Source organism: Actinocrinis puniceicyclus (genome assembly GCF_018283645.1).
Classification (GTDB): domain Bacteria; phylum Actinomycetota; class Actinomycetes; order Streptomycetales; family Catenulisporaceae; genus Actinocrinis; species Actinocrinis puniceicyclus.
Map to the genome: position 1 here is coordinate 41,439 of NZ_JAGSXH010000018.1, position 16,547 is coordinate 57,985.

Genomic DNA, 16,547 nt, shown 5'->3' on the forward strand with positions numbered 1-16,547 from the left:
CTCAGACCTCCGGGCCCGCCGCCGCGGGAGCGTGCTGCTCGGGCATCCGCTCCAACTGCTCCAGCAGCCGTGCCGCGACGTCCCCGAAACGCTCGACGCGTTCGATCGGCTGCGGTTCCCGTGCCGGACCGCAGCCCTCCATCGTTTCGAGCTGCCCGAGGATCCGGCCCGCCAGGCTGCGCACCGACGCGCCTTCGAGGAAGACCGCGATCGGCAGCGTCACCCCGAAGTGTGCCTCGATGTCGTTCCTGAGCTCCACGGCCATCAGCGAGTCCAGCCCCAGATCGAAAAGCGACTGCTCCGGTCCCACGCTGCTCGCGCGCAGCGTCGCGGCGACGGACTGCAGCAGCCTGTCGGTCAGGCAGGCGGTGCGTTCCGCCGCGGGCAGGCCGAGCAGTTCTTCCCGGCTCGGCAGTGGGCTGCGACGAACGGCGACGCGCGCCCCGGGCGCCTGCACGCGCGTGTCGAGCAGCGCCGACAGGACGCGGGAGCCCGACAGTTCCCGGTATCTGCCGCCCCACGCGGCCCAGTCGACCGGCACGACCGCGAGTTGCGGCGCGTCCTGCGGCAGCAGCCGATGCAGAACGCGCAGGGCCTGGGCGGGGGAGAGGCTCGCCATGCCGTCGCTGAGACCGGGTGTGGCCCGCGCCCGGTGCGTCGCCATGCCTGTCTGCGACCAGATGCCCCAGTTGATGCTCAGGCCCGGTTTCCCCTGCGCGCGGCGCAGCCGCGCCAGATTGTCGAGGAAGGCGTTGGCCGCGGCGTAGCCGGCCGCGAACGGCGAGCTGAGCACGGAACTGGCGGAGGAGAACAGCACGAAGAAGTCCAGTGGGGCGTCCGCCGAGGCGCTGTTGTCACTGAAGGCGCTGTAGTCATTAAAGGCTCTGTGCAGTGCCCAGGCGCCCGCCGCCTTGGGCCGCAGGTGCCGCTCCAGTTCGTCCGGTTCCAGGTCGAGCAGCGCGGTGACGTCGCCGACTCCGGCGGCGTGCACCACGCCGCGGATCGGTGGGCGGGCCTCGGCGGCGAAACGCTCGAGAAACGCGCGCACCGCCTCCTCGTCCGCGACGTCGAGGCTCTCGACGAGGACGTTCGCGCCCAGGCCCTCCAGGTCCCGCACCGCCGCCACTCGACTGCCCGCCGGATCGTCCGCGGCCAGCGTGGCCCAGGTGCTGCGCGGCGGCAGGGGAGTGCGCCCGGCCAGCACGAGGTGCCGCGCCCCGGCGCGCACAAGGGAGCGGGCGACGGCCAGGCCTACGCCGCCCAGGCCGCCCGTGATCAGATAGCTGGCGTCCTTGCGCCATACGGCGCGCCGGACCGTGGACCGGGCGGGCTGCCAGCGCACCAGCCGCGCCGCGTAACGCCGTCCGGCGCGCACCGCCAGTTGATCCTCGCCCCCCGCGCCGTCGAGCGCGGCGAGCAGGTGACCGGCGGCGGCGCAGGCGTCGCCCTCGGGATCGAGGTCGATCAGCCCGCCCCAGATCCCCCGATGTTCCTGCTGGAGCGAGCGGCCCAGGCCCCAGAGGGTCGCGGGGCCGACGCTCACGGGCGCGGCCTGTGCGGTCGAAACGGCTGCGGTTGGAACGGCTGCGGTCGAAACGGCTTCGGGCTGGACGGCTGCGGGCTGGACGGCGCCCCGGGTGACGAGCCACAGTCGAGTGCTGCGCCGTTCCGCCGTGGGTCCGGCGAGCGCTTGCACGGCTCTCACCGCGCTCATGCACGCGTGCTGTTGGTCGGCGAGCAGCCGCTCGACGGAGGTGTTCTCGTCCTCCTGCGTGTCCAGGCTCCACAGGTGGACAACCCGCAGTTCCTCGTCGTCGTCGAGGTCCAGCTCGCTCAGGAGGCGCGGGAGATCACCGGGATCCGCGGCGCGCAGAACGACGTCGTGATCGGAGTCGTGGACGTAGGAGGCGCCTGCGCCGACGCGCACGCATCGCGACCCCCGGCGCCGCAGGGCAGTGACCAACTCGTCGCCGATGCCGGTACCGTCGGCGAGCACGAGCCACGTGTGCGCAACGGTTTCCGGTGCGGGCGCGTCTTCGCTCGCCCCGGCCACCTCCGATACGTCAACTCGTTGCCATGCGAGCTCGTACATCAGGTCGCCGTCGTCGAACTGGCCGCCTTGCCCGTGTCCGGTATCCTCCGGACCGCTCGCGCCGGGCTCGTCGTCCGCCCGCTCGGCGGCGTGGTCCCGGCGCTCCTGCCAGCAGGCTGTCGGGTCGAACGCGTAGGTGGGGACCGCGACCCGGCGGCGCCGGTACCCCCGGTCGAACTCCTTCCAGTCGACCTGCGCGCCGTGCACGTACAACTGCGCGAGCGAGGTCAGCAACACGTCCCAGTCGTCGTGCTTCGGCCGCAGGCTCGGCAGCAGCAGCGTCGGGCTGCCCGCGGGAAGCGCGTCGCTGACGAGGCCGACGAGCGTGGGTGCCGGGCCGACCTCCAGCAGGGTGTCGTACCCCAGGTCCAGCAGCGTGGACACGCCCGCCGCGAAGCGCACCGGCTGCCGGGCGTGCCGGCACCAGTAATCCGCGTCCGGCGCCTGGTCCCACGCCCACATATCCCCGGTGACGTTGGAGACGAGCGGGACGCGCGGCGGGGTGAAGGCCACAGCCTGCGCGGCTTGGCGCAGCGGCGCGAGGATCGGCTCGACCAGCGGGGAGTGCGACGAAGTGGTGATCCGCAACAGCTTGGTCTTCACGCCGCCGGCCTCGAACCGCGCGCACGCCGCGGCCACGGCGCGGCGCTCGCCGGAGATGGTGGTGTTCGCGGGGCCGTTGACGGCGGCGACGCTGACCGCGTCCGGCTCGCCCGCGATCTGCTCGGCGACCGCGGCCTCAGGAGCGAAGACCGTCGCCATCGCACCGGTGTCGGCCAGCGTCTGCATGAGCCGCGAGCGGGCGACGGTCAGTGCGAGGCCGTCCTCCAGACTCATCGCGCCCGCGAAACAGGCGGCCACGTATTCCCCGAAGCTGTGGCCGAGCACCGCCACCGGTTCCACGCCCCAGGAACGCCACATCTGCGCCAGGGCGTATTCGACCGCGAACAACGCCGGCTGGGCGTAGCCGGTCTCGTTGACCCGCTCGCACCGCGGGTCCGCAGGGTAGAGCACGTCCAGCAACGGCTTCTCCAGCATCGGCCGCAGGATCCGGTCGCAGTGCTCGAGCGTCTCGCGGAAGACCGGCTGGCCCTCGTACAGGGCGCGTGCCATGCCAGGGCGCTGCGGACCCTGACCGGTGAACAGGAAGACGACCTCGCCGCCGCGCGCCTGCCCCGTCACCAGCCCGTCGACCGGCGCGTCCTGGCCGGAGCCGTCCGGCGCCGCCGCGTCGCGGGCGAACCGGGCGAGGCGGTCCGTCAACTCGCCGCGCGTGCCGCCGACCACGGCGAGCCGATGGCGGAAGGCGCTGCGGCCGGTGTTGGCCGAGAAGCACAGGTCGGCCACATCCGCCTCGTCCTCGGCGGCCATCCGCTCGGCGTAGCGGCGCGCGAGCCCGGCCAGCGCGGTGTCGCTCTTGGCCGAAAGGGCCAGCACCGAGCGCGGCCGGCGCGAGTCCGACGGTGCGGGCTCGCGCGCGGGTGCCTGTTCGACCAGCAGATGCGCATTGGTGCCGCTGAACCCGAAGGCGCTGACCGCGGCGACCCGGCCGCGACCGCCCTGCGGCCACGGCGTCAGCCGCGTCGGCACGGCGAACGTCGTCCCGGCGAACGAGATGTCCGGGTTGAGCCGCTCGAAGTGGACGTTCGGCGCGATGGCGTCGCGTTGCACGCACAGCAGAGCCTTGATCAGGCCGGCGATGCCCGCCGCCGCTTCCGGGTGGCCGATGTTCGTCTTCGACGACCCGAGGTAGACCGCGGGGCCCTGCGGGCGACCGTATATCTCGGCGAGCGCCTCCACCTCGATCGGATCGCCGAGGCGCGTGCCGGTGCCGTGTGCCTCGATGTAGCCGACGTCGTGCGCTTCGAGCCCGGAGGCCTTGAGAGCGCGCCGCAGCACGTCCCGCTGCGCGCTGCCGTTGGGCGCGGTCACCCCGGCGCTGCGCCCGTCCTGGTTGACGGCCCCGCCGCGCACCACGGCCACGATCGGGTCCTCGTCGCGCACCGCGTGCGACAGCAGCTTCAGTGCGACGATCCCGCAGCCCTCGCTGCGCACGTAGCCGTTCGCGGAGGCGTCGAAGGCCTTACATCGCCCGTCCGTGGACACCATGCGGCCGAACTGGGAGAACGAGATGCTCGGCAGCGGGGAGAGCACGACGTTGACCCCGCCGGCGAGCGCGGCCTCGCACTCGCCGGACCGCAGGCTCTGGCACGCCTGGAGCACGGCGACCAGCGCCGAGGAACACGCGGTGTCGATCGCCAAGCTCGGCCCGTGCAGGTCGAGGGTGTAGGAGATGCGGCCCGGCACGACGCTGTGCGCCGAGCCGGTGCTCGCGTGCGCGGTCAGGTCGAGCGGATGGCGCAGGTGCTCCGTGGCGTAGTCGAAGCTCGAAACACCCATGAACACCCCGGTGCGGCTGCCGGCCAGCGAGGTCGGCGCCCAGCCGGCGTTCTCCAGCGCCTCCCAGGCCACCTCGAGCGCGAGGCGCTGCTGCGGGTCCATCGTCAGCGCCTCGCGCCGGGAGATGCCGAAGAACTCGTGGTCGAAACGGTCCAGCCCGTCGAGGAATCCACCCCAGCGGGTGCTCATCTTCCCCGGCGCGGGCTGCGGGCTGTGCAGGGCTGCCGCGTCCCAGCGGTCGGCCGGGATCTCGGTGATCGCGTCCGTGCCGGTGCTCAGCAGCCGCCAGTACGAGTCGCCGTCCACGACGCCGCCCGGCAGGCGGCAGCCGAGACCCACGACGGCGACCGGCTCGCTCGCGGCCCGGGCGTATTCCTCCAGCCGCCGCTGCATCCGATCGATCGTCAGGTAGGCGCGCCGCAGCGTGGGGGTCGTGTGCGTCTCGTCCGCCGAGGTCATGTCCAGCGCCCTTCGTCGATCTGCGTGATCTTTTCCAGCAGCAGTGCCTCGATGTCCCCCTCGGGCAGGGCTTCGATGTCCCCGTCCGGCAGGGCGTCGAGTGCGTCCCCGGGCCGCGGGTCCGGTTCGGGGAGCGGCTGCGGCCGTCGCGGGGCCGTTTCCGCCTCGGCCTCCAGCGCGATCTGCATGCGCTCGGCCAGGAACGGCACCAGGGCGTCGATCGTCGGAAAGCGCCAGGTGACGGTGGCCGGAAGCGTTGTCTCCAGCGTGGATTCCAGCCGCTTGCGCAACTCCAGCGACATCAGCGAGTCGAAGCCGAGTTCTGTCAGCGGCACCGCCGGGTCCAGCGCGGAGGGGTCGAGTTTGAGTACGCGACCGGCCTGCTCCCGGCAGTGCCGGGTGAGGATGTCGCGCCGCCGCCGGCCGGGTTCGACGGCGAGCAGGCTGCGGTGGATCTGCGAGCTCTGCGCCGGCGTCGCCGCTGGATTGCCCGGTTGTTCCAGCAGGCCCGCCAGCAGTTCCGGCGCAAGTGCGTGGTCGGCGGCCTCGCGCAGTTTCGCGCGGTCCAAGGGCAGCACGCACGCGTGGGCCACGCAGCTGCGCAGCAGCCGGTCCAGCGCCGCGATTCCGTCGCGCGGGTCGAGGCTGAGGATGCCGCGCGCCGAAAGGGCGCCGCCGCGATCCGGGCGTGCCGCGAGCCCGGCCTGCGCCCACGGCCCCCAGGCGATGCTCAGTGCCGGCAGCCCGCGTGCGCGGCGGTACATCGCCAGCCCGTCGAGGAATGCGTTGGCAGCGGCGTAATTGCCCTGACCCGGCGACCCGAGCAGCGCCGCCGCCGAGGAGTAGAGCACGAAGAAGTCGAGATCGAGGTGCACGGTGCCGCGGTGCAGGTTCCAGGCTCCCTCGGCCTTGGGCGCGGCCACCGTGCGGAACCGCTCGCGGTCGAGCTGGGTCAGGAGGCCGTCGTCTAGTACGCCCGCCGCGTGCACCACGCCGGCGAGCGGCGGCATCGAGTCTTCGATCTTCGCCAGCAGGGCTTCGACCGCGTCGGGAAGCGAAACGTCGGCGCATTCGACGACGACGCGCGCCTCCGTCTGCAAGCTCTCCACCGCTTCGGCCGCGTCGGGCGAAGGCGCGTGCCGACCCGTGAGCACGAGATGGCGGGCGCCCTGGTCGACCAGGTAGCGCGCGGTCCGCAGGCCCAATGCGCCCAGACCACCGGTGATCAGGTAGGTCGCGTCGCTGCGTACGGGCGCGCTGTCAGGCCGCACGTGCAGCGCGCGCGGAGGATGCGGCCGCAGCACGATCTTGCCAATGTGCCGGGCCTGGGCCATATGGGTGAATGCGGCCTCCGCGTCGCCGTAGTCGAACGCCGTCACCACCGGTGGGGTGAAGTCGCCGCCGGCGAAACCGCGCAGCACCTGCTCGAACAGTTCGGCGATCAGCTCGGGCTGCTCGGCGAACGACCTCTCCAGGTCGACGGCGAACAACGACCGGTTGTGCTTCAGCAGGCCGAGGCCGACGGGGTTGCCCGCGTAGACGTCCTGCTTGCCGATCTCGACGAACCGCCCGTTCGGAGCGAGCAGCGCCAGGCTGCGGGTCAGCGCCTCCCCGGCGAGGCTGTTGAGCACCACGTCGACGCCCCGCCCGCCGGTGATCCGCGTGACCTCCGCGGCGAAGCCGAGCGAGCGCGAGTCCATCACGTGCTCGGCACCCATCTCGCGCAGCAGTTCCCGCTTCTGCTCGCTGCCCGCCGTGGCGAAGACCCGGGCGCCGTTGCGCCGGGCGACCTGCAGCGCCGCCAGGCCGACGCCGCCGGCCGCCGAATGCACCAGCAACGTCTCTCCGCGGCGCAGCCGAGCCAGATATTCGAGGCCGTACACGGCGGTCAGGAACGCGACGGGGACGGCCGCCGCCTGCTCGTCGGTCAGGCCCGCGGGTCTGGGGGCGACCAGGTCCGCCGAGGTCGTCGTGTAGGCCGCCATGCTCGAGGGCGCTACGGCCATGACCGCATCCCCGGGCCGCAAGCGGGTGACGCCGTCACCCACCGCGATGACCCGTCCGGCGCACTCGCCGCCGAGCGGCACGGATCCCGGCGGGACTCCGGGACAGTTCCCCAGAGCCTTGAGGACGTCGTTGAAGTTGAGCCCGGCTGCGGCGACTTCTATCTCGACCTGCCCCGGGCCGGGGGCGAGGCGGTGCCATGGCGTCGGGGCCAGGCTCTCCAGGATGCCCGGACGGGTGGCAAGGACGCGGTGGTTGGCGTCGCGCCGCGGATCGTACGGCCGCTCGCGCCACGCGCTGTCCGATTCGGCCCCGCCGTCCCCGGTGCTCCACGGTTCGAGACGGGGCGCGAACCTGCCGCCGCCGCGCAGCGCGACCTGGTCACCTTCGTCGGCTGCCAGCAGTTCGTCGAGAAGGTCGCGCGCCGGATCCGCACTGCGGGGGTCGAGGTCGACCGCCCTGGGGCGCAGCTCCGCGTGTTCCAGCCCGATCACCCGCGCCAGGCCCCACAGCGCGCACTGGGCGGGGGCAGGTGCTTCGTCGGCCAGGCTCTGCGCCCCACGGGTGACAAGGAACAGCCGTGGAAGGCCCTCCCGAGCGTCGTGCGCCAGCGCCTGCACGAGATGCAGCGCGGAGACGGGCCCGAGGTCCTGCGACTCCTGTAGCGAGCCGGTGGCGTCGTCCTCGTCCACGGACGCGTCTACACTCCAGGCGTGCACCACGCCTGCACACCGGGACGGGCGTTCGCGCACGAGCTGGTCGATAAGAGCCTTGAAATCCTCGGGACGAGCGGGATCGACTTCGTACCGGTCCTCGCCCAGCCTGCGGTAACCCGCTCCGGCGCCGACGGTCACGCAGCCCTGGCCGCGCGCCTCGATCAGGCCCTTGAGATCGCTGCACATGCCGCGCCGGTCGGCCAGAAGGAGCCACCACCCGGCTTCGCCGCCGACCGCCGGCTGCTGTGCGGCGGCCGGCGCGCTCTGCGGCAGCTCTCGCCAGCGCAGCGTGAGCAGGGAATCCTCGGCCGCGCCGCGTGTGCCGGCATTGTCAAGGCGCCGCACCGTGATGCCGTCGATCTCGCCCACGGGCCGCCCGGCCTCGTCGAACAGGATGATCCGGCCACCGGTGAGCTGCCTGCCGTCCGCACTCGGGCCGCCGATCACGGCGTGCGCCCATCGCGGGACGGCGCGCTCCTGCCACAGCGTGAAACGGCCGACATCCACGGGCAGGTAGCCGGCCGCTTCGTGCTGCGCAGGATCGATCGTCGCCGCGAGAACCTGGAGGCAGCTGTCCAGCAGGACGGGGTGCACGAGGTACGCGTCGGTGTCGGCGGTCAGGTCGGGCAGATCGTGCAGTTGCCCGACGGCCTCGTGCGCACCGCGCCACAGCGCGCGCACACCCTGGAACGCGGGCCCGTATTCCAGGCCGGCACGGGAGAGCGCCGCGTAGTGCTCGGCGCTGTCGGCCGGCCGCGCGCAGCGCTCCCGCGCCTTGGCCAGCAGCCCGCCGAGGTCCTGGTCCTGCGCTGCCGGCTGGTTCAGGGTACGGATGACTCCGTGGGCCACCTCGCTCCAGCCGCCGCCCGGGCCGCCCTGTCCCGCCGGGCGATTGTAGAACCGGAACGAGGCGCCGTCGGTGCCGTCGGGCAGCAGCACGAGCTGGATGGTCGCTTGGGAGGCGTTTTCCGGGACCACGGTCAGGCCGGTGAAGCAGACGTCGTGCACGCTCGCCTGCTTGTCCCCGAGAATCTGCCGGGCGCCCGCCAGCGCCGTGTCCAGCAGCAGGCTCGCCGGCAGGACCGCGGTACCGCCGACCGCGTGGTCGCGCAGATAAGGGAACTGTTCGAGATCCACCTGTGCGCACCAGTGGTAGGCACTCGGCTGCGTGGCGGACTGCATGAACGTCTCGAGGATGGGGTGGCCCGAGTGTGCTGCCCGACGGCGGCCGGGGAACTCGTCGTCGCGCCAGTAACGCCGCCGCTGCCAGGGATAGCTCGGCAGCTGCACCATCGGGCCGGTCCTGCCGCGCACCGCGCCCCAGTCCACCGGGTAGCCGGCGCTGTACAACCGGCCGAGTTGCGCGAGAACCGACGCCCGTCCGGGCTGGTCGCGGTGGAGCGAGGCCACGACGGCGCCCTGCGCCTGCTGCGGCGAGAGCAGCGACATCCGTTCCGCGACCGCGTCGGCGAGCATCGGGTGCGGGGAGATCTCCACGAAGACGTCGTGCCCTGACTCGACCAGGCCCGCGACCACTCGGTCGAAGAGCACCGGCCGGCGCAGGTTCGCGGCCCAGTAGTTTCCGTCCAGTGGGGTGTCCGCGATGGGAGCCCCGGTCACGGTCGAGTGCATGGGCAGCCGCGCGGGATCCGGGCGCAGGTCGGCCAGCAGGGCGCCCAACCGGTCCGCGGGCGCTTCCATCAGCGGGCTGTGCGAGGCGAACCGCACCGATTCCAGGACGCGGCAGAAGACACCCTCGGCCGTCAGGTCGCGGGCAAGCGCTTCGATCGCGGCCGCCTCGCCGGTGAGCACACTGGTGTTCGGGCCGTTTTCCGCCGCGACCCACACCGGCGCGCCGTTGCCTCGCTCCAGAAGGCCGCGCGCCTCCTCGAAGGAAAGCGCGACCACGGCCATCCGGCCCGTACCGTCCGCCGCCCGGATGACCCGGCCGCGGTGCAGCGCCACGCGCAGGGCGCTTTCCAGGCTCAACGCCCCAGCCACCTGCGCCGCCGCGACCTCGCCAACGCTGTGACCCGCGACCGTTTCCGGTTCCACGCCCCACGAGCGCCACAGCGCGGCCAGCGCCATCTGCACCGCGCACAGCGCCGGCTGTCCGACGCCCGGGTCGGCCAGGGCGCAGGCGCCCGGCTCGGCGCGCAGGCCGTCGATCAGCGACCAGTCGTCGTACCGCCGCAGCACCGCGTCGCAGTGGTCGATGACCTCGCGGAAGACGGGCTCGCGGTCGAACAGGTCCGCGCCGAGCGGCCACCACCTCGGGCCCTGCCCGGAGAACAGGAACGCGGCCTTCGGCCGCCGGCCCACCTGCCGCTCGCCCCAGCTCAGCCCGGGGTGCTGCTCGCCCTGTTCGAACGCCCGCAGCGCTTCGGCGAACTGCCGTGTGGACGAGCCGACGCAGGCGAGGCGGTGCTCGTGGTGCGTCCGGCGCACCGTCGTGGCGAAGGAGACCGCGTGCGCGGCGCTCTCGTCCGGCTCGGCGAAGTGCTCCAGGTATTTCGCGGCCAGTTCCCGCAGCGCCTCGCCGCTTCGAGCCGACAGGGCGAACACGTGCGCGGCCGCGCCGGCGGGTTGCCCGGCCACCGCGGGCAGCGGTGCCTCCCCGACCACCACGTGCGCGTTGGTCCCGCCGAAGCCGAAAGAGCTCACCCCGGCCAGCGCGCCCGACGCTCCGCCGGGCCACGGCCGCAGGCTCTCGACCACGCGCAGCCCGAGCGAATCGAAGGGGATGTGCGGGTTGGGCTGCTCGTAGTGCAGGCTCGGCGGCACCTGCCGGTGTCGCACCATCAGCAGGGTCTTGATCAGCCCGCCGATCCCGGCCGCCGCCTCCATGTGCCCGAGATTGGTCTTCACCGAGCCGATCAAACAGGGGTCTGATTCATCCTTGCCGGCCGAGACGACGGCGGCCAGCGCCTTGGCTTCGATGGGATCGCCGAGCAGGGTGCCGGTCCCGTGCGCCTCGACGTACTGCACCTGGTCCGGCCGCACGCCAGCCCGGGAGTAAGCGGCGCGCAGCACGGCCTGTTGAGCGTGTGGATTCGGGGCCATGAGGCCGTTGCTGCGCCCGTCCTGGTTGACGGCGCTGCCGAGTATGAGGCCGTAGATGCGGTCGCGGTCCTCCAACGCCTGGCTCAGGGGCTTGAGAACGACCACGCCGACGCCTTCAGACCGTACGTAGCCGTCGGCGCGCGCGTCGAATGCCTTGCACCTGCCGTCGGCCGCCATCGCTCCGGCCCGGGTGAAGTTGACCGCGAGCGCGGGGGAGAGGATCAGGTTGACGCCGGCGGCGAGCGCGAGCGAGCACTCGCCCTGAGCCAGGCTCGCACAGGCCTGATGCACGGCGACCAGCGAGGAGGAACAGGCGGTGTCGATCGCCATGCTCGGCCCCCGCAGGTCGAACAGGTAGGACAGCCGGTTGGCCGCGATGCTGAAGGCGTTGCCCGTGCCCGTGTACGCGTCGATCCGGCCGAGGTCCTGGACCTGCTGGTGCGCGTAATCGCTGTTCGCGATACCGACGAAGACCCCTGTCATCGATCCGGAGAGCCGCTGCGCCACCAGCCCGGCGTCCTCAAGCGCCTCCCACGCGACCTCCGTGAGCACCCGCTGCTGCGGGTCCATCCGCGCGGCCTCGTGTGGTGAGATGCCGAAGAACTGCGGGTCGAACGCGTCGACGCCGCTGAGGAAGCCGCCCCAACGGCTGACGCTCTGGCCGCGGGCGGCATCGAGGCCGGCGACGTCTTCGAGCCGCCACCGGTCGGCGGGCACCTGCGTCACGGCGTCGCGGCCCTCGCACAACAGCCTCCAGAACGACTGCGGGCCGTGCGCGCCGCCCGGGAAGCGGCATCCGATGCCGACGACGGCGACCGGCTGCGCCGCCGCGCCCGGCGGGTTCACGGCCGGGTCTGCCGCGCCGCGGCAGACGGCGAGGGTGCGGCCAGGTATTCGGCCAGGGCCTCGATCGTCGGCTGTTCCCACAGCAGGGTCGCCGGCAGCTTGCGCCCGAGCCACTCTTCGAGGTCGCCGACGATGCCCACCATGTCCACCGAGCCCAGCCCGTACTCGGCGACGGGACGGGCGGGGTCGACCTTGTTCTGCGCCAGCCCCAGCCGCTCGGCCAGATCCCGGCACAGCCGCTGTTCGATCTGCGCGGCGGTGACCACTGGCGGGGATTCGTCGTCCGCCTGGGCGGTCGGGGTGCGGGCGCTCCACTTGGCCAGGCAGGGCAGGCTGCCGTCGAGCAGCGCGTCGAGGCAGGCACCGCGCTGGAGCTTGCCGCTGGAGGTCTTCGGCACGACGCCGCGCTTGACCAAGGCCACCTCGTAGGCTTGCAGTCCGTGTTCCTGCGCGATGCGTGCGCGGATCGCCGCGATGATGTGCGCCAGGTCGCTCGGCCTGCCGCCGACCTCGTACACGACGAGGAGCCGCTCCTCGCCGTCGATTTCGCGTGAGCCGGCCACCCCGCAGTTGGGGCGCAGCGCCGGGTCGGCTCGCTCGACCGACTGCTCGATGTCGTGCGGATAGTGGTTGCTGCCGGCGATGATGACCAGTTCCTTGCGGCGACCGGTGACGAACAGTTCGGCGCCGTCGAGGAAACCGAGGTCGCCGGTGCGCAGGAACGGTCCCGCGCCGCTGTCCGCGAGGAAGGCGCCGAAGACCTCGGCGCTCTGCTCGGGGCGCTGCCAGTACCCCTGCGCGACGCTGGGCCCGGCCGCCCAGATCTCACCGATCCGCCGTTCGGGCGCGGCAACTTGCGTGACGGGGTCCACGATGAGGACCTTCTGGCCGTCAAGCGCGTGGCCGCAGCCCACGACGGTGCGCGAGTCCTGGCCTTCCGGCGCGTCGACGGCAACGTGCCGGCCGAGCGCCGCGGGTTCGAGACGCCGCGGGATCGGCCCGGATCCCGGGGCGCCGAGCGTGACGGCCAGGGTGCCCTCGGCCAGCCCGTAGCAGGGGTAGAACGCGCGGCGGCGGAATCCGGCCGCCGTGAACATCTGCGAGAAGCGCTCGATGCTGTGCATGCGGACCGGTTCGGCCCCGCTGAACGCCACCCGCCAGGAGCTCAGGTCGAGTTCGTCCCGCTCCCGTTCGCTGATCCTCGTGGCGCACAGCTCGTAGGCGAAGTTCGGGCCGCCGCTGAACGTGGCCTTGTGCTCGCAGACGGCCCGCAGCCAGCGCAGCGGGTGCTTGAGGAACGAGAAGGGCGACATGAACGTCACCGGGTAGCCGTCGTGGGCCGGGGCCAGCAGCCCGCCGATCAGGCCCATGTCGTGGTAGGGCGGCAGCCAGGTGACCATGTGCGCGTCGCCCGGGTCGGCCGGATCCAAGTCGAACGCCCGGCGGTTGATCGCCGCGAGGTTGTGCAGGAGGTTGCCGTGGCTGACCATCACGCCCTTGGGCGCGCTGGTGGAGCCCGAGGTGTACTGAAGGAAGGCGATGTCCTCGCCTGTGACACCGGGTTGCCGCCAGCTGTCCGCGGCGTCGTCGTCGATGTCGTCGACGGCCAGCCAGGTGATCCGTTCGAGGGTCGGGGCGTGCGTGGCGAAGTCGGCGGCCTGTGCGGCGATCGACCGCGGCGCCAGGATCAGGGCGGGTGTCGCGTCGTCGATGACGGCGATCAACCGTGGCAGCGTGCGCTTCAGCAGCGAGGGGTCCGGAGGATACACGGGCACTGCGATCAGCCCTGCGTAAAGGCAGGCGAAGAAGGACGCCACGTAGTCCAGTCCGGGCGGGCAGACGATCAGAACTCGTGCACCGGCGCCGACGCGTTCGCGCGCGGCGGCGGCGATGGCGCGGGCGCGCAGGTCCAGGGCCGCGTTGGCCAGCGCGATCGGTTGTCCGTCGCCGTCGGGCAGAAAGCGGTAGACGCATTCCTCGGGCCGCTGCAGCAGGACCTCACGGAAGCGGTCCACGAGTGTGTCGTGCCGCCCGCCGCAGTCCGCCCGTCGTGTGGCGCCGCCGGCCACACCGGCTCCGCTCGGCGCGACGTCCAGGGTTCTGTGAAGTTGCGGTGGGGGAGCGCTCACGCGGATTCCTTCCGGCAGGTCGGGCCTATCGGTGCGTCAGGGCACGTCGACCCGCTCGGCGGTTGCGTCGATCGGATTTCGCCCAGGACGAGGCGGCCGGAGCACCGGCTCGCCGTGAATTCGTGGGAGTGGATTGCGGATCGTGCCTGGTCGTGCAGCCATGTGGCCGTGCGGCGGTAGAGCGATCGATCGAGGACGTCCGAAAGACTTGTATCACCGGCGTCAGGGGCCTGTCTACGTCTCTCCTGGCGCAATCGTTGCCCTGCGGAACGCGACCGCGTCGCGGCGCGAGCCTTGCGACCGGACAAACAGCCAGCTCGAAGCCGCTCTTGACCGGGCGCGGCGCGGTCGTTAACCTTTCGAGCGTTCCAATAATTCATCAGAATACGTATACGTTATGTGTTTGAGAACGAGGGATGAACGGGTAGCGTAAATCTCAGGTTTGATGCTTGCGGGCGCGCCGCGGGGACGAGCCGGCGGCAAGCCGCTATCGAAGGCCTGGGGCCCTCGCGCGCAGAATCGGGATCCCGCGACCGAGACGTCACCCGAGCCGTGCCCGGGCGAACCGCCGTCGCACCGGACAACTGTTGCCGAACCCTGATCAGGGAGCGAAGCCGCGAGGATGTCTGAGCACCCCGTCCCACCCGCCGCGCATCTGGAGGACATCGGCCTGCGCGGGATCGATCACGTCGGCGTCGCGGTCGCGGACCTCGACCAGGCCGTCGACTTTTATCAGCGAGTGTTCGGGATGCGCTGCATCCGGATCGAGGAGAACGCGGACGAGGGTGTGCGCGAGGCCACGATGTCGGTCGGACCCGACCCGGTGGCCGGCCGGCTGCAACTGCTGGCGCCGCTGTCCCCGCACTCGACGATCGCCCGTTTCCTGGACCGTCAGGGCCCCGGGCTGCAGCAGATCGCGTACCGGGTCGCGGATCTCGACGTCGCCTGCGAGAAGTTGCGTTCGCGCGGGGTGCGGCTGATCCACAAGACACCGCGGCGCGGCACCGCCGGTTCCAGGATCAACTTCATCTTCCCCCAGGACGCCGGCGGGGTGCTCGTGGAACTGGTCGAGCAACCCTCGGCGGACTTCGCAGTGCACTGACGGTGCCGTCGCCGACCTTGCCATGGCGTGTTCGTGAGTCAGTGCTGTCAGTACCGGACTTCGTGCCGAATTGCGGCGGCTTGGTCGGGGGTCGAGCGGCTGCACCCGGTGGAGCGGCTGCATTGCGCCTTAGCGTCTCGCCGCCGATCTACGCGCGCGCGTAGATCTCCCCGAGCCCGGCAAGCATGACCCGGCTCCCGGGCCGGGCGGCCTCGGCGACGAGCTCCGGCGAGAAGCCGCTGACGCTGAACAGTCCGAGCGTCGCGCCGGTCGCGTCGTGGCCCGCGGCGGTCAGCAGGTCGCGCAGGTGTTCGAGACGGCGAAGCTCGGCCAACCCGGGGCGGCGGTCCCGGGACTTGGCCTCGGCGATGAAGGTGATCGGCGAACCGGCGGTGCGGGGTCTGGCCCCGCGTGCGAGGGCCAGCACGTCGATCTCGTGGCTTGTCCTGTGCTCACGGCAGGCGATGACGGATTGTCCGACCGCCCCCAGCTCGAGTCCCGCCTCGTCCTGAGCGTGGCGGGCCGTCCACTCGGTCGAGAGCGCCTCGAAGTGCGGACCGAGGATCTTCGACTCGAGCGTGTGCCTGACCTCGGCCCATACGCGCTGGGCCCGCCCGGCTTCCAGGTCGCCGAGGTACGGCTCGATGACCAGATGGTGCAGACGCACGATCGGATCCGTGATGGTGATCACCGGCCGCCGCTCGAGCAGCAGATCCTGACGCCGCTCGATGAACCCGGCCGCTTCGAGCATGCCCAGCTGGTGGTTGAGCGAGGTGGCCGGCCGACCGAGCAGGCCGCCGATCTTCGCCGGCGAACTTTCCCCGGCCGCCACCGCCGCCAAGATCGAGCCGTACGCGGCCGAGTCACGAATGCGCGGATCCTCATGCACCACCCGTTCGGCCTCGCTGAACAAAGGCACACTCGGGCGCAGCACGTTGCGCGCAAGCCACGCCCCGGCATCCTCCGGGGTTTCGGGAAAGCGGGGGTCGGGCGTCAACTCCCGGTACCCCGGTGTGCCGCCGATGAGCGCGTTGTGCCGGAAGGCCGCCCACAGGTCATTGATTCCCCAGTAGGCACGGGCATCCCGGTATCCGAACGGATTGATCCGCAGCTCGAGCGCGCCCCGGCCGCGCAGCGCCTTCGTTCCCGAGAGCAGCCCCGACATCACCGAGATCGCGGAGCCGCACAGGACGAGTCGGAGAGGCGCCGCGCCGCCCGCCCCCGGACCGATCCGGTCGTAGAGGCCCTGGACGATCGATGCCAGCCCGGGGCTCTCGTGCGCGAGATACGGGAACTCGTCGATCACCAGCAGGGGTGGCGCGACATCCGCCGACGCATTCACGGCGCGCGCGGCCATGAGTTCCGCCGCCGTGCCCAGCGCCGACTCCCACCCGTCGAAGCCGAACGCGCCGGCCGACACGCCGTACCAGGAGGCGAGCGAGTCCGCGAAGCGAGCCAGCGAGATGCTCTCGACCTGCTCCGTGGCCAGGTGGTAGATACCGCCGGACGCCTCGGCCAGCCTGCGCAGCAGGAAGGACTTCCCCTGGCGCCTGCGCCCGTAGACGATTGCGATGCGCAGGCCGGGCAGCGGCGACGCGGCGAACTCGGCCAGATCGGCCCACTCCTCGTCCCGGCCGAAGACGTCCGCGGGCTTGGTCGTCACCTTGGTCTCCAGCTAGCTTGAATACAACTACGCTAACTATAGTCACGCTAGTGCGCTGGACACGCGTCGGCAC

At 72.0% G+C, this 16,547-nt stretch carries 5 protein-coding genes; 1 reads left to right on the forward strand and 4 read right to left on the reverse strand.

Going from position 1 to position 16,547, the window contains the following annotated elements; translation table 11 throughout:
* Position 1: 1 nt before the first annotated feature.
* Genes KGA66_RS07940 through KGA66_RS07950 form a run of 3 tightly spaced genes read right to left on the reverse strand, consistent with a single transcriptional unit; the run spans position 2 to position 13,709 of the window.
* A complete protein-coding gene (locus tag KGA66_RS07940; RefSeq protein ID WP_211466218.1) occupies positions 2–4,951 on the reverse strand; it encodes a type I polyketide synthase in 4,950 nt (1,649 codons plus the stop codon).
* On the reverse strand, positions 4,948–11,580 hold the full coding sequence (locus tag KGA66_RS31480; protein WP_211466220.1) for a type I polyketide synthase: 6,633 nt from the start codon (positions 11,578–11,580) through the stop codon (positions 4,948–4,950). Before KGA66_RS31480 ends, KGA66_RS07940 begins: the two co-directional genes overlap by 4 nt.
* Positions 11,577–13,709 carry an AMP-binding protein gene (locus KGA66_RS07950; RefSeq protein WP_211466222.1) on the reverse strand — a complete coding sequence of 711 codons (2,133 nt, stop codon included), beginning with the start codon at positions 13,707–13,709 and terminating at the stop codon, positions 11,577–11,579. The genes KGA66_RS31480 and KGA66_RS07950 overlap by 4 nt, the downstream gene beginning before the upstream one ends.
* Before the next feature lie 622 nt (positions 13,710–14,331).
* Here KGA66_RS07950 and mce point away from each other — a divergent pair.
* Positions 14,332–14,811 carry a methylmalonyl-CoA epimerase gene (gene mce, locus KGA66_RS07955; RefSeq protein WP_211466225.1) on the forward strand — a complete coding sequence of 160 codons (480 nt, stop codon included), beginning with the start codon at positions 14,332–14,334 and terminating at the stop codon, positions 14,809–14,811.
* Positions 14,812–14,959: 148 nt separating this feature from the next.
* Here mce and KGA66_RS07960 read toward each other — a convergent pair whose 3' ends face one another.
* Positions 14,960–16,474, reverse strand: coding sequence for an AAA family ATPase (locus KGA66_RS07960; protein WP_211466227.1), 1,515 nt, complete (start codon positions 16,472–16,474; stop codon positions 14,960–14,962).
* Positions 16,475–16,547 lie beyond the last annotated feature (73 nt).